Origin of the sequence: Arsenicicoccus dermatophilus (genome assembly GCF_022568795.1) — a bacterium.
Lineage (GTDB): Bacteria > Actinomycetota > Actinomycetes > Actinomycetales > Dermatophilaceae > Arsenicicoccus > Arsenicicoccus dermatophilus.
In genome coordinates this window covers 182967-204001 of record NZ_JAKZHU010000001.1, presented here as the reverse complement: position 1 = coordinate 204001, position 21035 = coordinate 182967, and the positions used below count along the sequence as shown (strand labels likewise).

The following is a 21035-nucleotide window of genomic DNA, read 5'->3' as shown; positions in this document are numbered from 1 at the left end:
CCGGATGGAGGTCCATGGGCACCCAGCAGACGCGGCGAGCCCCCCTGCTGGGCATCGCCATGAGCGTGACGCTGTGCGTGGGCGTCCCCTTCATGTTGACGCTGAACACGGCGGTCCCGACCTGGAGCCCCATCCCATGGCCCGCTGTTGGCGTGATGGTCGTGTCCGGTGCACGTTATGCGTGGCTTGTGGCATCCTCTCGTCGCCATCTCTACGAGATGGTCCTATGGCTGTTCACCTATGTGTTCATGGGATATGCCCCTTTCGTCCAGCAGAGGCTGGGGGGTGACATCGACACCACGCCCCGCCTTGACCCCCGCTACGTCGGAGCCGCCTGGACGCTGGTCTACCTAGGTATAGGCGCAGCCCTGATCGGCAGCAGCTGCGCAAGAGCTGTCCCCTTGAGGGAGCGAAACCATCTGCCCCACGTGAGCCCGGCACGCACCACCTTCCTCACCGGGTTTTCTCTCCTGCTCGCCATCTATTACGTCTCGAAGGTGGGAGCAGCCAACCTCTTTCTCAATCGGTACGCCTACGCAGAGGTTCTCAAGCGAGCCTTTCCAGACCAGGTCATGGCGGCCCTGGTAGCCGGATGGGCCTCGATGGGGATGCTCGTGGCACTCATTGCCCAGATCCAGCTGGTGCGGTCGAACCGGCAAGGGAAATTATGGCGGTGGCAGCTCGCAGCAGCGATACTCACGGGCCTTGTCGTGGCCGTCATCGTGAACCCCTTCAGCAATCCGCGATTCATGGTGGGAACTGTGCTCATGGCGGCGCTGGCGTCCCTCGGCGTCTACGCGACACCCCGACGCTATCGCCTCGTGGCCGTGGTTGCGCTCCTGGGGCTCGTCTTCGTCTTCCCTCTCCTGAACGTCTTCAGGGGCTCCAACCCCACCACCGGGAACAGCAATGTCCTCAGCGCCATGCAGTCCGGAGACTTCGACGCCTTCGCTCAGATCGTCAACACGCTCGACTACGTCGACCATCGCGGAAGCACCAACGGTCGGCAACTGGCCGGCGTGTTGATGTTCTGGGTCCCCCGAAGCCTTTGGCCCGACAAACCCGTGGACACCGGGATCCTTCTCGCCAACTACAAGTCCTACGGCTTCGACAACCTCTCCGCTCCCCTCTGGTCGGAGCTCTACATCAACGCCGAGATCGCGGGAGTAATTCTGGGTTTCCTGGTGGTCGGTTTCTTCACCCGCTTGCTCGACCGCGTCCACGAGCTCGAGCTGCAACACCACCCTGCGCCCGCGATCGCGGGATGCGTCTTTCCCTTCTACTCCCTGCTTCTTATACGCGGCTCACTTCTGCAGGCCGCCTCCGTCTTCACGGTGGCTGCCGTCGCCATCCTCATCGTCTCTTTTCGGGTCCCGGAGCCTCTCCGTCGGCTCGTTACTGCGCCCCCTCGCCGCACGACTGGCTCCGCCGGAAAGCGAGAGGCCTCACCGAGCCACTCGCGACCGCTGACGACACGAGCAGCGCATGCCGCACCCGTGGCCGCTGCCCAGAAGCCTTTAAGGAGATCGCATGGCTAGTTCCACCTCCAGCGCTGTCGAGGGTGGGCTCACCCCCCGCCTGGTGACTAATGCGCTACGCACGGGGAGCATATGGCTCGTGCTTGCCGCGCTCCTCGGGGGTTTGCTGGGTCGCGTGGCGGCATCGGCTCAGGCCACAACTTATCGCTCCGAGGTTCGCACGTCGGTGCGATTCATCGCTGCCAAGGATGCAGGCCAGCCCAGCCCCGAGGTCATTCAGTCCCGGGTCTTGTCCTACAAGGACCTAGCTGGTACGGAAGCCGTTGCCCGCCGCGTGCACGATCGCCTGCGAACGACGCGGTCGGAGCGTGAGCTTCTGGGCTCGATGCTCTTCGATGCCCCCACGGGGACGTCGGACATCATCATCGCAGCACTTTCCCCTGACGCCCAGGACGCCCAGAGCCTCGCGCAGGTGTGGACAGACATGCTCTCCCAAAAGGTGGCTCAGGTGGAGGAACTGGCGCCGTCCCCCACCGGATCCGTGAAACTGGTGCAGATTACCCCCGCCTCGACGCCTTCGAAGACGGAGCCCATCGCCGCGAGCATGGCGACGGGGATTGGTTCAGTCCTCGGGCTCCTCCTTGCCGCTGTTCTCCTGGTCGCCAACGCATTGGTGCGTCCCCGCATCTACACATCGCAACAGCTCGTGACGGCGCTCGGCGTTCCCGTCGTCACCGCGCTCCCTCATGTTCCGAGGTTTGCCGACCCAGGGGCCCAGGCGGCCGTGGTCACTGATCCACAGTTCCTGGAGGCCATCACGATCCTCAGCAGTCACCTGCACGGGTCTACCAACACGCCGTCCCTCATCGTGGTTCCCGGCCGGGAAGGTGCCGGGGCCACCACGGTTTCTGAATGGGTAGCACGCACTTTCGCGGACGAGGGGCGGGAAGTGGTTCTCTACCATCTCCCTCAGGATGCCCCCGTGCACGTGGTGCTGGAGGATGTTGCTCGGAGGGATCGGGTCGTGGTCATCGACTGTCCTCCCGTCATCTCCTCAGCAACGGCGCAGGCCATTGCCCAGCACGTCGACGCCGCCCTGCTCGTGCTGGATGCGCGCGACTCTCGCATGTCGGACGCACAGACCGCGCTGGCCCGCCTCGCCGACTCCGGGGCCCACGGACTGGGAATCGTCGTCAACCACATCGGCCGCACACGTCAGGCTGCAGCCAGGTACGACATGCCCTGGCCTGGCGCCAGCCCTGCGGACAGCGGGGGTGGACGGCGCTGATTCGCCGCCCCCGTCGACAAGGTGGCTTTGCGTCGGGCAAAGGCTCGTGTCACGGGGATACGTCACGTCGATGGCAGCCGTGGGGCTATGAACCCCATCTGCGATTTCTGCACCAGGTTCTTCACTACCATCGAGGCCGAGACGGTCCAGGACAATGCGCACCGCGCGGTCCCTCACCTCGGGATCGAAACTTCTTCGGCATGAACAACATCGTGCCTACAGCGGCCCGTCCATACGATGACGCCCGAGATAGGTACCACGCTTGGGGCGCAGGGAAGGCACCTCGCCAGCAAGGGCGTGCTCTTCGCGACGAGTGGCTGAGGAGTAGCTGATCAACCAACCGATCAGGGTGAGGCCGGAGGACGCCAGCATCGCAGTGCCGATCTGGTCGTTCCAGGGCACCCACTGGGCCCCCGCGATGGGAAGGCTGACCACCACGCACACCACGAGCGAGACGCATCTGATGACCGCACCGAACTTCTGGTAGCCGAGGGCGAACGCGGCGGCGAGAAAGGGGGTGGTCACGGCCGTCATGGTGCCGTGGGCTGCCACGATGAGGCCGATCCGCCACAGGTCGGCGTCGCGCAGGTGGGTGATCAGCACCATGAGGGGAAGACCGGCCGCGGAACATCCTGCAGCCAGGACCAGGAGCGCGACGGCGAGGACCTTCACCTTCCGCTGCAGGCTTCGTAGCCCCTCGATGGACGTCGTCTGCCAGGCGTCGAGCCCGAAAACGGTCACGACCGTGGTCTGGATGATGTTGAGGGGCCCCAGGGCTGTCTGGAGCACACGATAGGTGCCGGCGGCGGTGGACTGGACGTAGATCGTGGCCACGAACATGGGCAGGAGGTAGGCGACCACGGCGAACGTCGCGTCCAGGGTGGCCCATCGCCCCAGCTTCCATGCTGCCACGATGGATTGCCGCACGTAGTTGCCCTTGCGAGCGCGGGCCAGACCCACCAGGGACACCACGACCCCTAGCGCGACCGCCGCAGCCCAGGACTCCAGGACGCCCAGGGCGGCGCGGGGAAGCAGCCCCAGAACCAGCGGGATCGACAGCGCGCAGAAAGACAGCGTGTCGCCTGCGAGCGCCCAGGCCGGCAGCTCTCGGGACAGCAGCGCCGAGCGAAGCCCGTCCTGCAGGAGCACGACGGCGGCGACCGCCCAGAGCGCGGCAAAGGTCGTCACCCCTCCTCCCCCGAGGCCAGGAACGATCCCGACGATCAGTCCGGCGAGAGCCAGTGCCATCGGAAGGGAAACGCTGAAGGCCCAGTCCACGGGGACGACTGCGCGCCCGGTCGAGCGCTGGGCAGCCATCGCCGGCCCGTAGACCGCGCTGCGCAGGATCCCCACCATCATGGTGATGACCAGCTGGGCGAGCGAGAAGGCTGCCAGCTCTCGCCCCCCCAGATGACGGGCTGCACCGGCGACGAGCAAGACTCCGGTCAGTGCGTTGACGGCCGTGTCGGCGAACATCAGGCCGTTGCGCCGGGAGCCGGATAGGAGCCGACGAAGATCAGGCATAGAGGTGCGGCTCCTGGTCCGTTGCGGCGGTCTCGTTCAGATTAGCTGGCAAGGCTGCTGGTCATCCGCCAGCTCCGGTGATGACGGCACCGACCGTGCGCAGGATGATCTTCACGTCCAGCCACAGCGACCAGTTCTGGATGTAGTAGTTGTCGAACCGGGCCCGGTCGGCGATAGAGGTGTCGCCGCGCAGCCCGTTCACCGCCGCCCAGCCGGTCAGACCGCAGGGAACCCGGTGGCGTGCCCCGTACGACGGGTACATCTCCTGGAACTGGCTGACGAAGTAGGGCCGCTCGGGTCGGGGGCCGACGACGCTCATCTCGCCCCGCAGGATGTTGATCAGCTGGGGCAGCTCGTCGAGGGACGTCTTGCGGATGAGCTTCCCGAACCTGCTGACGCGCTTGTCGTTGGAGATGTTCCAGTTCGTCTGCGACTCGGCCTCGTTCACCGGCCGCATCGACCGGAACTTCATCACCTGGACCGGCCGGCCGTCCACGCCGACCCGCTCCTGGCGGAAGATGATGCCCGGGCCGCCGTCGAGCCGCACGCCAAGGGCGAGCAGGGCCATGACCGGTGAGAGGACCAGCAGCGCGAAGCCGGACATGACGATGTCGGCCAGCCGCTTCACGCGCCACATCGGGGAGCGGTAGGCCGCCCGGCGCAGCCGCACCAGGGGGACGCCCCACACCGTGTCCATGTCGCCCTCGACGTGATGGAGTTCGAAGAGGCGCGGCACCACGAACAGCTCGGCCTCGAGTCGGTCGCAGGTGCGGATCAGGGGCACCATCTCCGATTCCTTCATGGCAGAGAAGGCGACGATCACGACGTGGATCCGGTGCTCGACCAGAGTCTGCTCCAGCAGCTCGGGATCCCCCAGGACGGGCAGGGCGTTCACCGAGTCGGTGATCTTGGGATCGGAGTCGAGGAAGCAGTAGGGGCGCAGACCGTACTGGGGGTGGTCCTGCAGCAGACGGGCGAGCTCGTGGCCGACGACGCCGGCACCGAGGATGAGGGCACGGTGCCCGACCCGCCCGGACCGGCGTGCCCAGCGGATGATCGCGTAGGTCACGGCACGGCCGAGGACGATCAGGACCAGGACGAGCCCCGGCAGGAGGAGCAGCTGGGGCTCAGAGGTGACGTCGGAGATGGGCCGGTCGTCCAGAGCCGCTCCGGTCATGGCGACGAGAGAGCAGGCGATGATCCACCGACCCGCGATCGCCGGCAGGTCGTCCAGGACCGCCATGTGCAGCCGCGAGTCGTACAGCCTGGACCCGAGGAAGAGACCGACGATCAACAGGAGCAGGAGCAGGGCCGGGCGGGGGGCTGCGCCGCTGAGGAGCCACCCGAGCAGGCACGCCGCCACGTCGGCGGCGAAGGTGAGTGCACCAACGCCGCGCACCCGCGTCCACAGGGTGGGGCGGTAGGCGTTGAGCTCCGGATCACTGAGGATCCGGGGTCGTGGGCGGATTTGAGGCTGAGGGTCGTCGGGGGACGCATCACGTCGCCCGCGGCCGTCCACAAGGTCGGTCATGAGTATCTCTTCTGGCCTGTCGTAGCCTTCCGGACGCCGAGCCGCGCCGGATGTGAGTCCCCTCCCCGGTCCTCACTCTTAGCGTTGCGTAGGTAGGCATACAGGGGGTGACGTTGCGTAGAACTATGCCTACACACCGCCCTTTTGGGTGCATTTAATCACTCTATGCAGTTAATAACTCACACATCAATCTCGAGGTGGCGGCTGCGTCGCGATCGTCATCTCCAGCCATGCCCGCGTGCGCAGGCACACCGGGCCGCGGGACATGCACGGACGTATGACGAGGAGTCGGACGGGGGCCGCAGCCGGAGCGGAGCTCGCGAGTCAGACCAGGCCGAGGGACTGCAGGGTCGCCTGGTGACGGTCCATCGTGGCGTCCACCACGTCGGGGTGCTCCCGCAGCCACGCCAGGTGAGCCTCGTGCACCACCTCGGGGGCGAGCGGCTCACCCCGGTGGGTCCACGTCGGCCGGGGCTCTGCGTCCATCCCCAGCGCCGCGAGGACCTCCTCGTCGAGCGGGGCGAAGATCTCGCGCAGCAGCGTCCGTCCCGGGTCGCCGGCGTCCACGGGCAAGCCGATGGCCTGCTGGAGGCGACGTGCGATGCCGACGAGCACCGTGTTGCCGGGGTGGTTGACGACGTGGGCGGCGTCCACGCCCGCGCCCTCGATCAGGTCGCTGGCGACGACGGTGTCGTGCTCCTGCTCCTTGGACCGCAGGAGCTCCACGGAGGCGCGGGCGATCTCGCGCACCCCCTCGGCGGGCACCAGGTGCCCGGGCCGCTCCCCCGTCGCGGCGGTGACCAGGGTGCGCAGGTCGAGATAGGGAACGACGGGCGGGTCGCCGTAGGGCGAGCGCGCCTCGACCTGCCACGGATACAGCCCGTTGTAGCGGTAGGACGGAAACAGGACCACCTGGGCACCTCCCGGCACCCAGGACGCGAGCTGGGCCGTCCCGAGCGGCATTCCGCGATAGTCGTCCCGCACCGGCTGCGCCACGAGGACGTCCGCACGGGCGAGCAGGGAGCGCAGGTGGGGCAGGTCGTCCTGCTCGAGCTCGAAGATCGGCGGCACCCGCACGGCCTGCACCGCCTGGGAGGGCGCCTCGGCGAGCAGCACGCGGATCGACTCGGCCTGGCAGTTGCCCACGACGGCGACGACGGGTCGGTCGTTGGCCACGAGCTCCCGCTCGCCGTAGAACTCGCCGTAGTGCAGGCGCCGCCCGTCGACGGCGTCGACCGGGCGGGCCGAACCAGGAGCCGGCTGATCGGTCAGGGGGGCCTGGGCTGAGTCGTCGCTCACGCGGCCAGGGTAGGGGCGTGGACCGACATACCGTCGCGTAGCCAGGAGGCTGAGCGGTTCGGGGCATGCGAAAGGCCCCGGTTCGCGTTTCCGCTGGCCGGGGCCTTTGCTTCTGTCTCAACACAGAGCGCACCCGAAGGGATTCGAACCCCTAACCTTCTGATCCGTAGTCAGATGCTCTATCCGTTGAGCTACGGGTGCAGTTCGTGCACTTCCCGGAGGGCCGTGCAACGAGGTACGACTCTACCGCAGGACCGGCGAACCCACGAAATCGGTGGGCCGCGTCGGCTAGCGGGCGGGTCGGTCGGTGTGCCGCACGAGCCGCAGCAGCGACGGCGGGCCCTGCAGGAGATAGCGGCGCGCGAGGCGACGCGGCTCCCGCGAGAGGCGGTAGGCCCACTCCAGGTGGTAGTCCTGCCACACCGTGGGGGCGCGCTCGACGGTGCCGGCGATGAAGTCCGCCGCCGCGCCGAAGGCCAGCAGCGCCCGGGCGCCCGACTCGACCCCGTGCTCGCGGATCCAGTCCTCCTGGCGCGGCTTGCCGAGGGCCACGACCACCACGTCGGTGCCCGCGTCCTTGACGATCCGGGCCCAGCGGGCGGCCCCCTCCGGGGTGGTGATCTCGGCCCGCTCCGGGGCCCAGGTGCCGGCGATCCGCAGGGTGGGGATGCGGGTGGCGAGCTGCTCGCGGAGCTTGAGGTGCATGGCCGGCATACCGCCGAGGAAACCGACCGAGGCGCCTTCCTCGGCGGCCACCCGCAGCATCGGCTCGAGCAGGTCGGCGCCGGTGAGGCGCTCGTGGCTGCGACCCGTCACCCGCCGCGCCGTGATGACGAAGGGCGCACCGTCCATGAGGGTCAGCCAGTGCAGGCCGCCGCCGGCGGCCCGGTCGTGCGATCCCGACGGGAACCAGTGCAGGTGATCGAGGTTCGCCGACTCGACGGCCAACGGCTCCCCCTCGCCGCGCAGCGCCCGGCGATAGCGGTCCATCGTCTCCTGCTCGGTCGCGAGGTCCACCTGGACCCCGCCCATCCGCAGCTGCTGCACGTCCCGCACTCCCCTGCTCGTCGGTCGGCCCGGCAGACCACGGGCCGCTCTCACTCTAGGTGCCAGGGGGCCTGGTGTGAGGTTGCCCGCACCAGGCCGTCGCCGCATGGCCGGTGCCGGAGGCAGCGGATACGGTGACTGCACAATCTTGCCAACGACGGCATAGAAGGGATGGCCGGATCACTATGTCCACCACTCACCAGAAGCTTGCGGCCTGGGTCGACGAGATCGCCGCGCTCACCACCCCGGACGAGATCCACTGGGTCACCGGCACCGACGAGGAGTCCGACCGGCTCAACCAGTCCCTCGTCGAGTCCGGCACCTTCGTCAAGCTGGACGACGCCAAGAAGCCCAACAGCTACTACGCCGCCTCGGACCCGGACGACGTCGCCCGCGTGGAGGACCGCACCTACATCTGCTCCAAGGACGAGAAGGACGCGGGGTTCACCAACAACTGGATGGACCCCGAGCAGATGAAGGGCATCATGCGCGACCTCTACAAGGGGTGCATGAAGGGCCGGACGATGTACGTCATCCCCTTCGTCATGGGCCACCTCGAGGCCGACCAGCCCATGTATGGCGTGGAGATCACCGACTCGGCGTACGTCGTCGCCTCCATGCGCATCATGGCCCGCATCGGCTCGGACGTGCTGAAGCAGATGGAGCAGACGCAGGCCGGCTTCGTCGAGTGCCTCCACTCGGTCGGCGCCCCGATCGCCGACGGCGAGAAGGACGTGCCGTGGCCGTGCAACGACACGAAGTACATCGTGCACTTCCCCGAGGAGCGCGCGATCTGGTCCTTCGGCTCCGGCTACGGCGGCAACGCCCTGCTCGGCAAGAAGTGCTACGCCCTGCGCATCGCCTCCGCCATCGCTCGCGACGAGGGCTGGATGGCCGAGCACATGCTGATCCTCAAGCTCACCAACCCCGAGGGCAAGACGCACTTCATCGCCGCGGCCTTCCCGTCGGCCTGCGGCAAGACCAACCTCGCCATGCTCGCGCCCACCATCCCCGGCTGGAAGGCCGAGATGGTCGGCGACGACATCGCCTGGATGCGGTTCGGCGAGGACGGCCGGCTGTATGCCGTCAACCCCGAGTTCGGCCTCTTCGGCGTGGCGCCGGGCACCGGCTGGAGCACCAACAAGTCCGCCATGGAGACCATCGAGCGCGGCCACTCGGTGTTCACCAACGTCGCGCGCACCCCGGACGGCGACGTCTGGTGGGAGGGCATGACCGACAAGAAGCCGGCCAGGCTCATCGACTGGAAGGGCAACGACTGGACGTCCGAGTCCACCGCCAAGGCGGCCCACCCCAACGCCCGCTTCTGCACGCCGATCTCGCAGTGCCCGATCGCCGCCGCGGAGTACGACTCCCCCAACGGTGTCCCGATCTCGGCGATCCTCTTCGGCGGTCGTCGTCCCTCGACGATCCCGCTGGTCGCCCAGTCGCACGACTGGAACCACGGCACCTACATGGGCGCCACCCTCTCCTCGGAGACCACGGCGGCCCAGGCCGGCGCGGTGGGCGTGGTGCGTCGCGACCCGATGGCCATGTTGCCGTTCATCGGCTACGCCGCCGGTGACTACGTCAAGCACTGGGTGGAGATGGGCAAGAAGGGCGACGCGGACAAGCTGCCCAAGATCTTCCAGGTCAACTGGTTCCGCAAGGACGACGAGGGCAACTTCGTCTGGCCCGGTTTCGGCGAGAACTCCCGCGTCATGGCGTGGATCGTCGACCGTCTCGAGGGCAAGGCCGAGGGCACCGAGTCGCCGATCGGCGTCCTGCCGAAGCCCGAGGAGATCGACACCGACGGCCTGGACCTGACCGACGAGCAGCTCAGGACCGCTCTTGCCTTCGACAAGGCCGGCTGGGAGGCCGAGATCCCGATGATCGAGGAGTGGTTCGCGCAGTTCGGCGACACCCTCCCCGCCGAGATGCGCACGCAGCTCGACGGCCTCAAGGAGCGCATCGCCCAGGCGTGACGCCAGGAACGGCCCGTGACGAGGGCTCCCTTCCTGCGGGAAGGGAGCCCTCGTCACGCCATACCGCGATCAGACGACGACCTCGATCTCGGCTCCGAGCGCCCACCCCGCCGCCATCGGCAGCTCGTCCCCGGACCAGAAGCGCCCGGGGTCGTACCAGCTCAGCGGGCGCCCCGGCTCGAGCAGCCCCATGGCCTCGTAGGTCACCGCGACCACCTCGGCGCAGTAGGCCAGCGCGGGGCGGGCGTTGACCGGTCGCGGCTCCGTGCGCCAGGGCAGGTAGCCCCGGCGCCCCCGCAGCCACCGGCCCGCCAGCGCCGCCGTCCGTGGGAAGCTCGTGCCGTCCCAGCGCGCGATCACCCGCAGGAGCTCGTCCTCGTGCCGGCGCCCCACCTCCGGCGTGAGCTGCCGCATCCACCCTCGCTGCCCGTAGTCGTCGTGCCACCGGGTCACCGCGTCGTGCAGGTCGTGCAGCTGGACGCCTCGTTGGTGCTGCCCGGACCAGACGTCGACGAGCGCCTTGCCCAGCTCGGCGTGCCACATCAGCGGGGGCAGGTCGTCGAGGACCACGGTCATCCCGACGTGGTTGACCGGAGCGTTGGTCATCAGCTGGATCGCGCGGTCGGCTCCCGTGCCCCCGCGGAAGATCCAGATGTCCCCGGTGCGGGCGCTGTCCACGGCCTGGTCGAGCGTGATCGCCATGTCCCGAGTCTGGCACGGCGCTATCGTCACGCCCATGAGCAGGCGCACCTCCTGGTGGAAGGTCCTCGGCGCGGCCGGTCTCGCCGGCGTGGCGGCGACGGGCGTGCTGGCGGCGCGGGGCGAGCGCTCCCGGCGCGCGATGACGGCCGAGGAGGTCCGGACCAGGCTGCACCAGCGGTATGCCGAGCTGGGTGACCCGGTCGCCCGCGGCGCGGATCCCCGCCCGGCCCCCGACTGGAGCTGACTCGGCCGCGCCGCGCGCCTGGAGCAGCCCGGCCGGCACCCGGGGCCCCTGACCCCGTGTCCTCGCTCTGCGTGACCGACGAGTGCGTCATAGTGGTCGCACAGGACCACCACAGGATCGCCCTGTGGCCCCCACAGGGAGGGCTCGCACGATGAGACCCATGAGCACGCACACCGCCACCGCCCCGGCCCTGCGCCGCCTGGACGGCTCCCCCGTCCGCGTCCTCGTCGTCGACGACGAGGCCAACATCGCCGAGCTGCTGGGCATGGCGCTGCGCTACGAGGGGTGGGAGGTCCGCACGGCGGGCACCGGGCTCGAGGCCGTCCGGGCGGCGCGCGAGCTCAAGCCCGACGCGGTGGCGCTCGACATGATGCTCCCGGACCTGGACGGGCTGGAGGTCCTGCGCAAGATGCGGCAGGAGGACCCCAACATCCCGGTGCTCTTCCTCACCGCCAAGGACGCCGTCGAGGACCGGGTGGCCGGCCTGACGGCGGGCGGCGACGACTACGTCACCAAGCCCTTCTCGCTGGAGGAGGTCGTGGCCCGCCTGCGCGCCCTCATGCGCCGCACCGCCGTGGCCGAGGAGGAGAGCGACTCGGTGCTGACGGTGGGTGACCTGGTCATGGACGAGGACGCCCACGAGGTGCGTCGAGGTGGCGACGAGATCAGGCTGACGGCGACGGAGTTCGAGCTGCTGCGCTATCTCATGCGCAACCCGCGGCGGGTGCTGTCCAAGGCCCAGATCCTGGACCGGGTGTGGAACTACGACTTCGGCGGGCAGGCCAACGTCGTCGAGCTCTACATCTCCTACCTGCGCAAGAAGGTCGACCACGGCCGCGCGCCCATGATCCACACCATGCGGGGCGTGGGCTACGTGCTGAAGCCTGCCGAGTGATGCACCTGCGCGACTGGTCGCTGGCGGCCAAGCTGGTCGCCGGTGTCCTGGCGCTCTTCCTCGCCGTCACCCTGGCGATCGGGACGGCGACGGTGCTGGTGATGGAGCGTCGGCTGACGGCGCAGCTCGACGGGCAGCTGGTCCAGCAGGCCCGGATGATCGACCACGGTCCGCGGGGCGGTCACGACGACGTCTATCGCCAGTGCACCGACCGGCCGCCCGGGACGGGCGAGGGGATGTTGCGGGTGTGCCTGCAGGACGGGGTGGCCCGGCCCGCCTACGTCATCAGCGAGGGCGGCTACGCGAGCCTGTCGTCCGACCAGGTGGCGGCCGTGAGCCAGGCGGGGGCCGACGAGGCGCCCCGCACCGTCTCCGTCGGCGCCCTCGGCGACTACCGCGTCGTCTCGGCATACCGCATGGACTCGACCGGCGCCGGCACCACCATCGTCACCGGGGTCCCGATGACCGGGGTGCGGCATGCCCTCGGCGAGCTGCTGCGCACGATCACCCTCGCCTCGGTGACCGGGCTGGTGCTGACCGGGCTGCTGGGGACCTGGCTGGTCCGGCGCAACCTCTGGCCGCTGCGCCGGGTGGCCGAGACCGCCACCGGGGTCTCCCGGATGGACCTGTCCCAGGGCGAGGTGGCCCTCGCGGACCGGGTGCCCGCGGAGCTCACCAGTCAGCGCACCGAGGTCGGCCAGGTCGGCCACGCCCTCAACACCCTGCTCGACAACGTCGACGAGGCCCTGCAGGCGCGGCACCGGTCGGAGACCCGGGTGCGTCAGTTCGTCGCGGACGCCTCCCACGAGCTGCGGACCCCGCTCGCCTCGATCCAGGGGTATGCCGAGCTGTCCCGCCGGGAGCGCGAGCCCGTTCCGGCGGGGGTGCGGCACGCCCTGGATCGGATCGAGTCCGAGGCCCGCCGGATGACCGGGCTCGTCGAGGACCTGCTGCTCCTGGCCCGCCTCGACGCGGGCCGCCCGCTCGAGCACGCCCCCGTGGACCTCACCCTGCTCGTCATGGAGTGCGTGAGCGACGCCCAGGTGACCGCACCGGGTCACCGCTGGGAGCTGGCCCTGCCCGACGAGGCGGTCGAGACCGAGGGGGACGAGGCCCGGCTGCGACAGGTGCTGGTCAACCTGCTCGCCAACGCGCACAAGTACACCCCGGAGGGCACCCGCGTGCTCACCTCCGTGACGACCGGGGACGACGAGGTCCTGCTCCGCGTCCACGACGACGGTCCGGGCATCGCCCCGGAGCTGCAGCCCGACCTCTTCCAGCGGTTCGTCCGGGGCGACTCCGCCCGCAACCGCGCCGCCGGCTCCAGCGGCCTGGGACTGTCCATCGTCGACGCCGTCGTCCGCGCCCACGGCGGGGACGTCCGTGTGGCCTCGCGCCCCGGCTCGACGACCTTCACCGTGCGGCTGCCGCGCCGTTGACGGGGCCCGGTCGGTGCCCGGGGCGACGATGCGATAGGACTGGAGGACCACCGACCCTCCAGGAGGACACATGGACATCGTCGACAACGGCCCCCGGCCCAACGCCTTCGACATCGAGACCGCCACCACCGAGAACGACACCTACCGCACCGTCGCCTGGACCGGGAAGTACCTCCAGGTCACCCTCATGTCCATCCCCGTGGGCCAGTCCATCGGGCTGGAGGCGCACCCCGAGACCGACCAGTTCCTGCGCGTCGACGCCGGACGGGGCCGCTGCGTCATGGGCCCGGCCGAGGACGACCTGTCCTTCGAGCAGGAGGTCGAGGACGGCTGGTCGATCCAGGTCCCGGCCGGCACCTGGCACGACGTGATCAACACCGGTGACGAACCGCTGCGGCTGTATGCCGTCTATGCCCCCACCCACCACGCGCAGGGGATCGTCCAGGCCACCGCCGCCGACGCCGAGCGGGACGAGGAGTCCGGCAAGGACGAGCCGCCGACGTGGACCGTGCAGCCGGGCTCCGGCGCGGAGGACCAGCACGCCTGACCGCCCAGCCGGGCGGGGGCCGCGGACGGTGAGGGTGTGCCGGCAAGACCGAGGAGGGCTCGACCGAGCCACCCTCACCGCGCCACCCTCACCGCCCCGCGGTCGAGCCCCGGAGCGGCGGGTCAGTCGCTGTAGCGGCTCAGCTCGTGCCGAGCCACGGCCATGAGGTGGACCTCGTCGGGGCCGTCGGCGATGTGCATCTGTCGGCAGTAGGCGTTGAGCTCGCCGAGGGGCAGGTCCTCGGACAGCCCCATGGCGCCATACGCCTGGATCGCGCGGTCGACGACCGCCGTCGCCATGCGGGGCGCGACCACCTTGAGGGCGGACACCGCGGCTGCCGCTTCCTGCTCGTCGGTGCGGTCGAGCGCCCAGGCCGCGCGGTAGCCGAGCAACCGGGCCTGGTCGATCGCGACCCGCGACTCGGCGATCCACTGCTGGACCAGGCCCTGCTGGGCGAGCGGCCGGCCGAAGACGATGCGGCTCGGCACGCGCAACGCCATCAGGTCGTAGGCCCGCTCGGCCACGCCGATCAGCTTGAGGCAGTGCATGAGCCGGGTCGGGGCCATCCGCGCCTGGGCGAGAGCAAAACCTCGGTGCAGCCCGCCCACGAGGTTGGTCATGGGCACCCGCACGTCGGTGAAGGTGATCTGCGCGTGCCCCCCTGTCATGGCGTCCGGGTAACCCAGGACGCCGGTGGAGCGCACCACCTCGACGCCCGGGGTGTCCTTGGGGACGATCACCAGGGAGTGCTGCTGGTGACGCTGGCCGCGGGGGTTGGAGCGGCCCATGACGAGCAGCAGGCGGCAGTCGGGGGCCATGGCGCCGCTCGACCACCACTTGGTGCCGTCGACGACGAGCTCCTGCGAGCTCTGGTCCACCGTGATGGCCGTGGCGATGTTGCCGGCGTCGGAGGAGGCGACCGACGGCTCGGTCATCGCGAAGGAGGAGCGCAGGTCCCCGGCCACCAGGGGTTCCAGCCACTGCTCACGCTGCTGCGGGGTGCCGTGGCGCAGGAGCAGCTCGATGTTGCCGATGTCGGGGCTGCTCAGGTTGATCGCCTCGGGTGCCAGGTGGGGGGACCGACCGGACAGCTCCACGACCGGAGCCACGTCGAGCAGGCTCAGACCCGCGCCGTGGGGCTCGGGAAGCGAGAGGTTCCACAGCCCGACGCCACGGGCCGTGGCGGCGAGCCGGGCCACCGCCGACGGCCGCTCCCAGCTGCCCTCCTGGGCGTTGCGCGCCGCCTCGGCTCGGGCCTCGTCCTCGACCGGGTAGACCTCCGCCTCGAGGAACTCCGCCATGCGCGTGTGCCACTGCTCCTGGGCAGGAGAAAAAGAAAAGTCCACCCCATCACGCTAGGTCATCGCTGATCCGTCTCAGCAACCGGGGTGCCGCTAACGCGCGACAGCCCCCGACCCGCAGGTCGAGGGCTGTCGCGCACCGCAGGCAGACGGTGGCTGCGGAGGTGGCGGGATTTGAACCCGCGAGAGGTTTTCAACCTCAACCCGCTTAGCAGGCGGGCGCACTAGGCCACTATGCGACACCTCCAGTGCAACCCGCACAGGCTACCGGTCAGCAGCACGCCCGGGCAAAACGACTGTCCACGGGCGAGCCGCGGCCCGAGACGGCGAGGTGAGCCGGCCGGGGAGCACCCATGGCCAGGTCAGCCCGCACCACCCTTGGAGGTGTCGCTGCAGACGTCGTCCGCGGCCGACTTGGCCTGCAGGGTGGGCACTCCTGCCGGAGCGGTGGGGGTCCCGGTGCCCGAGCCCGTGGCCGGGGGAGCCTCGATCGGCTGCGCGGGCAGCGGGCCGGTGCCGAGCCGGTTCGGGACGGCGAGCACCGGCCGGGCGCCCCGGCCGACGACGACCCGCAGGGCCGCTCCGGGCGCCCCGTCGCCCTTCAGGGTCGCGCCGGGCAGCGCGAGGGCGAGCTCCTTGGCCTGTGCCACCTGGCCGGGCGCGTGGTGGATGGTGTAACCGTTCGCCACCCGCCCGGCCGGGCCGGTCGCGGTGATCACGAAGCCCTGGGCCCGCAGCGCCTTGGCCACCTGGGTCGCGAGCCCGTCCGCGCCCGAGGCGTTCTCGACCGACAGCGACACCGTGCTCGGGGACAACGTCGGTATGGCGGACGGCGTCGGGGTCGCCGACGGGGCGGCGCCGCCCGGAGTCCCCGGCCAGGGAGCGTCGTTGCGCAGCAGCGTCCACAGCTGGGTGGCGGCGGGGCTCAGCTGCAGGCGGTTGGGGTCGCGCGGGTAGGCCTCGGTAGGGGCGGTGAGGAAGCGGATGTCCGCGGGCTTCATCTCCCGCAGCTCCAGGGCCAGGCTCGACAGCGCGCGGCCGCCCGCCAGCTCGGGGTCGGTGGACAGCGCCTTGGTGGCCGCGTCCATCACGCCATACATCTTGGCGGGGTTGAGGAGCACGCCGGTCGAGGTGGCCTTGCGCACCACCGCCGCGGCGAAGTCCTGCTGCAGGCGCATCCGGCCGATGTCGCTGCCGTCACCCACACCGTGCCGGGTGCGGACGAAGGCCAGCGAATCCTCCCGTTCAGCTCGTGCCAGCCGGCAGCGAGCTTGAGCCCCGACAAGGGGTCGTTCACCGGCTTGGTCACGCAGATGGGCACCGAGCCCATGGCGTTGACGATCTGCTTGAAGCCCGAGAAGTCCACGGTCGCGACGTGGTCGATGCTCAGACCGGTGTTCTGCATCACCGTGGCCACCACGCAGTCGATGCCGCCCAGGGTGATGTTCTCGTTGAACATCCGTCGGGTGTCCCACGTGGCGACCGGCGCATGGATGTCGCAGCCCGGAGGCGCGGACGGGGTGGTGGACGTGGCCTTCACCCCGGTGGCGGTGCGGAGCAGCGGGGGACCCGGCATCACCGTGTCGCGGGGGATGGAGACCACGACGGCCGAGCGACGGTCCGCCGCGAGGTGCACCAGCATCGTGGTGTCCGACCGCATGCCCGACCTGGCGTCCGAGGCGTCGCCATACACCGCGTTGCTGCCAGCCCGGCTGTCCACGCCCATCAGCAGGATGTTGGCGGCGGACTTGCCCGAGGTGGGGTCGGTGGAGACCTGGGCCTTCGGCCTGAGCAGGCCCGAGCTGATCTCCAGGGACTTGATGTTGCCGTTGAGCTTGAACAGCGCGACCACGCTGCCGCCCGCCACGACCGACAGGACGCAGACCAGGGCGATGACGATGCCGCGCAGGATCGGGTGGCGGCGCCGCTCCGGCCCGATCGCGCGCATCTCACGGCGCGTCAGGGAGTGCACACCCTTGCCCTCGGCTCGGGGGTGCCCCCCTGCGGGAGCACGGATTTCGTCCGACACGAGGGCGCCTTTCATCCATGCCAACGGCCCGGTCAGGCCACCGGGGTTTCTCCCGAGTGTATCGAGGCGACCCTGAGAAATCGGTCCGGGCGCGCGCGAGACCCCCGACAGGACACCTGTCGGGGGTCTCGCGGCTCGGCACTACCGGCCCGGGGGCCGGGTCGTCCGATCAGCTCAGATCAGAGCGGGCGAACGGCGTCGGCCTGGGGGCCCTTGGGGCCCTGGGTGACCTCGAACTCGACGCGCTGCGCCTCGTCGAGGGAACGGTAGCCGTTGCTCTGGATGGCGGAGTAGTGGACGAAGACGTCCGGGCCGCCACCGTCCTGCGCGATGAAGCCGAAGCCCTTCTCGGCGTTGAACCACTTCACGGTGCCCTGTGCCATGGGTATAACTACTTTCGTCTAACTGGCGGTGGACCGGCCAGCAGGGTGCCCGCCGGTCTGATTGCCTTACGCCCCACTGCACGGGACATGCCCGTCCTTCGTGAACGCCCAGGCCCGCCCGCCGGGCGAGGCTGGGTGACATCTACGTCTTGCGAGGAACTGCTTCAGCAACCAGCAGCAACCTATCACCGGGACCACGGGGCGCAGGCTCCGGCAGGTGAACTCTTGGTGACCCGCGTGGCAACCGTGCCGGCCTGCGGCCGAGGCACCCGAGACCGGGGCCCTCCTGGCGGAGGGCGTGGGATTCGAACCCACGATGACGTTGCCGCCATAGCGGTTTTCAAGACCGCCGCACTAGGCCTCTATGCGAGCCCTCCCGAACCCACGCGCCGGGCCGACCTGGTCGCCGACCCGCCACGGGTGCAAGGTCCACCTTAACGGCCCGTCCAGGTGGGGTCCGGGGACGAAAGCACCAAGTCGTTCGTTCGCACGGTCATAAGAACGCCCGTCGCGGGGCATGACTGCCAGCAGAGCGGGTCCGCGACGGGCCCTCGACCCCTATCGGAAGGACCTCCGATCATGATGAACAAGCTCAGCTTCCTCGCCGGCGTCGGCGCCGGCTACGTGCTCGGTGCCCGCGGCGGCAGCGGCCAGCTCGACCAGCTCAAGGCCCAGTCGGCCAAGGCGCTGCAGAGCGACGCGGTCCAGGCCAAGATCGCCCAGGCCGCCGACACGGTCAAGGCGAAGGCCCCGGCCCCCGCCCACAAGATCGTCGACAAGGCCGTCGGCGCCGTCTCCGGCGGCAGCCGCCCCGGCACCACGCAGACGGGCACCGGTTACGGCTCGGGCTACACCACCCCGGCGACCACGTCCATGACGGCGGGCTCCGCCACCGACGGTCGCATCGACGCCGACTACGCCGGCAACCCCGTCGGCATGCCCGGCATGCCTGCCGCAGGCGACAAGAACCTCTGATCGGGGCCACGCCCCACCACCGACCCCCGCGGGTCCGCACCCCAAGGAGCATCATGCAGAACCGTCTCATGTTCGTCGCCGGCGCCGGTCTCGGTTATGTCCTCGGCGCGAGCGCCGGTCGCAGCCGCTACCAGCAGATCAAGGCCCAGGCCGACCAGGCCTGGCACGACCCTCGCGTCCAGGAGAAGGTCGCGCTCGCGCAGACCAAGGTGCAGGAGAAGGCCCCGGTCGTCCAGGCCAAGGCCCAGGGTCTCGCCGCCACGGCAGGCGCGAAGCTGCAGGAGAAGGCCCCCGCGGTCCAGGAGCGCGCCCAGCAGCTCGCGGCCACCGCCTCGGCCAAGGCCTCCGGCGCGGCCTCCACGGTCAAGGCCAAGCTGCCCGGCACCGGCGCCGACCACACCGGCAACCAGATCGGTGTCGAGCGCACGAGCGACGTGGACACCCACGACGTGAAGTTCACGTCCGGCTCCTGACCCGAGCCTCGCCCCCGGATGTTCCGGGCCGTATGCCGAAGGGCGCCCACCCCCGAGCGGGGTGGGCGCCCTTCGCGCTGCGCGGGCCGCAACCGGTCGGGCTCTGACGGGGTCAGATCCAGACGGCCGGGTCGGCATACATCGCCTCGGTGGGGCTGACGCCGGGCTGCGGCACCCGCACCTGGGCGGGGATCCCGACGGCGACGGCCCCTGCCGGCACGTCCTTGACCACCACGGCGTTGGCCCCGACCTGGGCGCCGTCCCCGAGGGTAATGTCTCCGAGGACCCGGGCGCCCGAGCCGACGGTGACGCCGTTGCCCAGGGTGGGGTGGCGCTTGCCCCTGGCGAGCGAGCGGCCGCCGAGGTTGACGGAGTTGTAGAGCATGCAGTCGTCGCCGATCTCGGCGGTCTCGCCGATGACGACGCCCATGCCGTGGTCGATGAAGAAGCGGCGGCCGATGGTGGCGCCCGGGTGGATCTCCACCCCGGTGGCGGCACGTGCGGCGTTGGAGAGCAGGCGCGCCGGCAGCCGCATCCCGGGCCGTTGCCACAGGCGGTGCGCCACGCGATGCACCCAGATCGCGTGCAGGCCCGGCGAGACCAGGGCCATCTGCACGCGCCCGGTCGCGGCGGGGTCGCGCTCGATCGCGGCGTCCACGTCCTCGAGAACGCCCTGGACCAGGCCGACGGGCCCCTCGCGACGGGTCACCAGAGGAGGCAGGGGAGGCTCCCCCGTGAGGCGGTGCGCCTCGGCCGTGGTGAAGGTGGTCATGACTCAGACCTCGATGCCCTCGAAGAGGATGGTGGACAGGTACCGCTCGCCGAAGTCGGGCAGGACGACGACGATGGTCTTGCCCGCGCTCTCCGGGCGGGCGGCGACCTGGGCGGCGGCGGCGAGCGCCGTGCCGGACGAGATCCCGACGAACAGCCCCTCCTGGGTGGCGGCCTTGCGTGCCCACTCCACGGAGGTGGCAGCGTCGACGTCGACGAACTCGTCGTAGACCGAGCGGTCGAGCACGGCGGGGACGAAGTTCGCGCCGATGCCCTGGATCTTGTGCGGGGCCGCCTGACCGCCGTTGAGGATCGGTGACTCCGCGGGCTCCACGCCGATGACCTGCAGGCCCGGCTTGCGCTCCTTGAGCACCTGCCCGACGCCCGTCGTGGTGCCGCCGGTGCCGATCCCGCCCACGACGACGTCCACCGCGCCGTCGGTGTCGGCCCAGATCTCCTCGGCGGTGTGGGTGCGGTGGGTGCGCGGGTTGGCCTCGTTGGCGAACTGGCTGGCCAGGATGCCGCCGCGCTCGCGGGCGATCTCCTCGGCCTTGGCGACCGCGCCCCGCATGCCCTCGGACCCGGGTGTGAGGACGAGCTCGGCGCCATACGCCTGGAGCAGCATCCGCCGCTCTCGCGACATCGAGTCGGGCATGGTGAGGACGACCTGGTAGCCGCGGGCGGCACCGACCATCGCCAGGGCGATCCCGGTGTTGCCGGAGGTGGCCTCCACGACGGTGCCGCCGGGGCGCAGCTCGCCGGACTCCTCCGCGGCGTCGACGATGGCCACGCCCACGCGGTCCTTGACCGAGCTCGCGGGGTTGTAGAACTCGAGCTTCGCCGCCACGGTGACACCCTCGGCCGCGGACGCCATGATCCGGTTGAGGCGGACGAGGGGGGTGTGCCCGACGAGGGCGGTGACGTCGTCGTGGATGGGCATGCGAACGGCTCCGATCGATGAGGGTGCTGCGTCGAGGGGGTCAACACCGACAGCGACCCAGGCATTCCCGACGTTATCAGTGTTGCAACATCAGGTTATGGATAGAGCCGGGGCGGCGCCAGCGATCCGGCCGAACTGGCGCACGTCCAGCGATCCCGGTCACACCCTGTGGCCGATACTCCCGGCC

19 protein-coding genes, 3 tRNA genes and 1 pseudogene are annotated in these 21035 nt (G+C 70.1%); 9 read left to right on the top strand and 14 right to left on the bottom strand.

The genetic code is table 11. The annotated features are described in order from the left end of the window. The first annotated feature begins 14 nt into the window (after window positions 1-14). Window positions 15-1538, top strand: a complete 1524-nt coding sequence (locus MM438_RS00960; protein WP_241449600.1) for a hypothetical protein — start codon at window positions 15-17, stop codon at window positions 1536-1538. A 79-nt stretch (window positions 1539-1617) separates the two neighbouring features. After that, entirely contained in the window at window positions 1618-2766 is a 1149-nt protein-coding gene (locus MM438_RS00955) for a hypothetical protein (RefSeq protein WP_241449598.1), read from the top strand. Window positions 2767-2982: 216 nt separating this feature from the next. Here the strand turns inward: MM438_RS00955 and MM438_RS00950 are convergent, their stop codons facing one another. From MM438_RS00950 to MM438_RS00930, 5 genes are all read right to left on the bottom strand, one after another. Then, on the bottom strand, window positions 2983-4290 hold the full coding sequence (locus MM438_RS00950) for a hypothetical protein (protein ID WP_241449593.1): 1308 nt from the start codon (window positions 4288-4290) through the stop codon (window positions 2983-2985). Between the two features lie 61 nt (window positions 4291-4351). Then, the gene (locus MM438_RS00945; RefSeq protein ID WP_241449585.1) at window positions 4352-5821 is read right to left on the bottom strand and encodes a sugar transferase; all 1470 of its coding nucleotides are present in this window, start codon (window positions 5819-5821) and stop codon (window positions 4352-4354) included. Between the two features lie 324 nt (window positions 5822-6145). Next, window positions 6146-7120 carry a WcbI family polysaccharide biosynthesis putative acetyltransferase gene (locus tag MM438_RS00940; RefSeq protein WP_241449583.1) on the bottom strand — a complete coding sequence of 325 codons (975 nt, stop codon included), beginning with the start codon at window positions 7118-7120 and terminating at the stop codon, window positions 6146-6148. Window positions 7121-7248: 128 nt separating this feature from the next. Next, window positions 7249-7321: transfer RNA gene (locus tag MM438_RS00935), tRNA-Arg, on the bottom strand. Between the two features lie 87 nt (window positions 7322-7408). After that, a complete protein-coding gene (locus MM438_RS00930) occupies window positions 7409-8167 on the bottom strand; it encodes a WecB/TagA/CpsF family glycosyltransferase (RefSeq protein ID WP_241449581.1) in 759 nt (252 codons plus the stop codon). A gap of 185 nt (window positions 8168-8352) precedes the next feature. Between MM438_RS00930 and MM438_RS00925 the strand changes: the two genes are divergently transcribed. Beyond that, complete coding sequence (locus tag MM438_RS00925; RefSeq protein WP_241449572.1) at window positions 8353-10149, top strand: phosphoenolpyruvate carboxykinase (GTP); 1797 nt, start codon at window positions 8353-8355, stop codon at window positions 10147-10149. A gap of 69 nt (window positions 10150-10218) precedes the next feature. On the opposite strand, the gene MM438_RS00920 is transcribed toward MM438_RS00925, so the two are convergent. After that, window positions 10219-10851, bottom strand: coding sequence for a hypothetical protein (locus tag MM438_RS00920; protein ID WP_241449556.1), 633 nt, complete (start codon window positions 10849-10851; stop codon window positions 10219-10221). A 34-nt stretch (window positions 10852-10885) separates the two neighbouring features. On the opposite strand from MM438_RS00920, the gene MM438_RS00915 reads away from it, so the two are divergent. The 4 genes from MM438_RS00915 to MM438_RS00900 all read left to right on the top strand — a co-directional run bounded on the left by MM438_RS00915 (window position 10886) and on the right by MM438_RS00900 (window position 13976). Next, window positions 10886-11095, top strand: coding sequence for a hypothetical protein (locus MM438_RS00915; RefSeq protein ID WP_241449554.1), 210 nt, complete (start codon window positions 10886-10888; stop codon window positions 11093-11095). Window positions 11096-11255: 160 nt separating this feature from the next. Then, on the top strand, window positions 11256-11990 hold the full coding sequence (locus MM438_RS00910) for a response regulator transcription factor (RefSeq protein ID WP_277627899.1): 735 nt from the start codon (window positions 11256-11258) through the stop codon (window positions 11988-11990). Continuing rightward, a complete protein-coding gene (locus MM438_RS00905) occupies window positions 11990-13429 on the top strand; it encodes a sensor histidine kinase (RefSeq protein ID WP_241449552.1) in 1440 nt (479 codons plus the stop codon). The genes MM438_RS00910 and MM438_RS00905 overlap by 1 nt, the downstream gene beginning before the upstream one ends. 70 nt (window positions 13430-13499) lie before the next feature. Then, complete coding sequence (locus MM438_RS00900; RefSeq protein ID WP_241449550.1) at window positions 13500-13976, top strand: cupin domain-containing protein; 477 nt, start codon at window positions 13500-13502, stop codon at window positions 13974-13976. 122 nt (window positions 13977-14098) lie between these two features. Here the strand turns inward: MM438_RS00900 and MM438_RS16570 are convergent, their stop codons facing one another. The 6 genes and pseudogenes from MM438_RS16570 to MM438_RS00870 all read right to left on the bottom strand — a co-directional run bounded on the left by MM438_RS16570 (window position 14099) and on the right by MM438_RS00870 (window position 18066). Next, complete coding sequence (locus MM438_RS16570; protein ID WP_241449548.1) at window positions 14099-15322, bottom strand: acyl-CoA dehydrogenase family protein; 1224 nt, start codon at window positions 15320-15322, stop codon at window positions 14099-14101. Window positions 15323-15436: 114 nt separating this feature from the next. Next, a tRNA-Ser gene (locus tag MM438_RS00890) sits at window positions 15437-15524 on the bottom strand. A 115-nt stretch (window positions 15525-15639) separates the two neighbouring features. Then, the gene (locus MM438_RS00885) at window positions 15640-16455 is read right to left on the bottom strand and encodes an LCP family protein (protein ID WP_241449546.1); all 816 of its coding nucleotides are present in this window, start codon (window positions 16453-16455) and stop codon (window positions 15640-15642) included. 12 nt (window positions 16456-16467) lie between these two features. After that, a pseudogene (locus MM438_RS16890) lies at window positions 16468-16937 on the bottom strand (LCP family protein); the annotation flags it as partial. Window positions 16938-17485: 548 nt separating this feature from the next. Next, window positions 17486-17689 carry a cold-shock protein gene (locus MM438_RS00875; RefSeq protein ID WP_013491183.1) on the bottom strand — a complete coding sequence of 68 codons (204 nt, stop codon included), beginning with the start codon at window positions 17687-17689 and terminating at the stop codon, window positions 17486-17488. 287 nt (window positions 17690-17976) lie between these two features. Next, window positions 17977-18066, bottom strand: a tRNA-Ser gene (locus MM438_RS00870). 202 nt (window positions 18067-18268) lie between these two features. Between MM438_RS00870 and MM438_RS00865 the strand changes: the two genes are divergently transcribed. Continuing rightward, window positions 18269-18664 (top strand): hypothetical protein, encoded by a 396-nt coding sequence (locus tag MM438_RS00865; protein WP_241449529.1) that lies wholly within the window; start codon window positions 18269-18271, stop codon window positions 18662-18664. Between the two features lie 53 nt (window positions 18665-18717). Next, entirely contained in the window at window positions 18718-19137 is a 420-nt protein-coding gene (locus MM438_RS00860; protein WP_241449527.1) for a YtxH domain-containing protein, read from the top strand. A gap of 112 nt (window positions 19138-19249) precedes the next feature. Here the strand turns inward: MM438_RS00860 and epsC are convergent, their stop codons facing one another. After that, window positions 19250-19909: a serine O-acetyltransferase EpsC gene (gene epsC, locus MM438_RS00855; protein WP_241449525.1), complete on the bottom strand. Its 660-nt coding sequence runs from the start codon at window positions 19907-19909 to the stop codon at window positions 19250-19252. Between the two features lie 3 nt (window positions 19910-19912). After that, a complete protein-coding gene (gene cysK / locus MM438_RS00850) occupies window positions 19913-20848 on the bottom strand; it encodes a cysteine synthase A (protein ID WP_241449523.1) in 936 nt (311 codons plus the stop codon). Window positions 20849-21035: the final 187 nt, after the last annotated feature.

Bases quoted from the DNA above. Each gene is read 5' to 3' on its own strand.
- MM438_RS00960 (WP_241449600.1), top strand. From the start codon at position 15: ATGGGCACCCAGCAGACGCGGCGAGCCCCCCTGCTGGGCATCGCCATG.
- MM438_RS00950 (WP_241449593.1), bottom strand. From the start codon at position 4,290: ATGCCTGATCTTCGTCGGCTCCTATCCGGCTCCCGGCGCAACGGCCTG.
- MM438_RS00945 (WP_241449585.1), bottom strand. From the start codon at position 5,821: ATGACCGACCTTGTGGACGGCCGCGGGCGACGTGATGCGTCCCCCGAC.
- MM438_RS00925 (WP_241449572.1), top strand. From the start codon at position 8,353: ATGTCCACCACTCACCAGAAGCTTGCGGCCTGGGTCGACGAGATCGCC.
- MM438_RS00920 (WP_241449556.1), bottom strand. From the start codon at position 10,851: ATGGCGATCACGCTCGACCAGGCCGTGGACAGCGCCCGCACCGGGGAC.
- MM438_RS00915 (WP_241449554.1), top strand. From the start codon at position 10,886: ATGAGCAGGCGCACCTCCTGGTGGAAGGTCCTCGGCGCGGCCGGTCTC.
- MM438_RS00910 (WP_277627899.1), top strand. From the start codon at position 11,256: ATGAGCACGCACACCGCCACCGCCCCGGCCCTGCGCCGCCTGGACGGC.
- MM438_RS00905 (WP_241449552.1), top strand. From the start codon at position 11,990: ATGCACCTGCGCGACTGGTCGCTGGCGGCCAAGCTGGTCGCCGGTGTC.
- MM438_RS00900 (WP_241449550.1), top strand. From the start codon at position 13,500: ATGGACATCGTCGACAACGGCCCCCGGCCCAACGCCTTCGACATCGAG.
- MM438_RS00885 (WP_241449546.1), bottom strand. From the start codon at position 16,455: ATGCGCCTGCAGCAGGACTTCGCCGCGGCGGTGGTGCGCAAGGCCACC.
- MM438_RS00875 (WP_013491183.1), bottom strand. From the start codon at position 17,689: ATGGCACAGGGCACCGTGAAGTGGTTCAACGCCGAGAAGGGCTTCGGC.
- MM438_RS00865 (WP_241449529.1), top strand. From the start codon at position 18,269: ATGATGAACAAGCTCAGCTTCCTCGCCGGCGTCGGCGCCGGCTACGTG.
- MM438_RS00860 (WP_241449527.1), top strand. From the start codon at position 18,718: ATGCAGAACCGTCTCATGTTCGTCGCCGGCGCCGGTCTCGGTTATGTC.
- epsC (WP_241449525.1), bottom strand. From the start codon at position 19,909: ATGACCACCTTCACCACGGCCGAGGCGCACCGCCTCACGGGGGAGCCT.
- cysK (WP_241449523.1), bottom strand. From the start codon at position 20,848: ATGCCCATCCACGACGACGTCACCGCCCTCGTCGGGCACACCCCCCTC.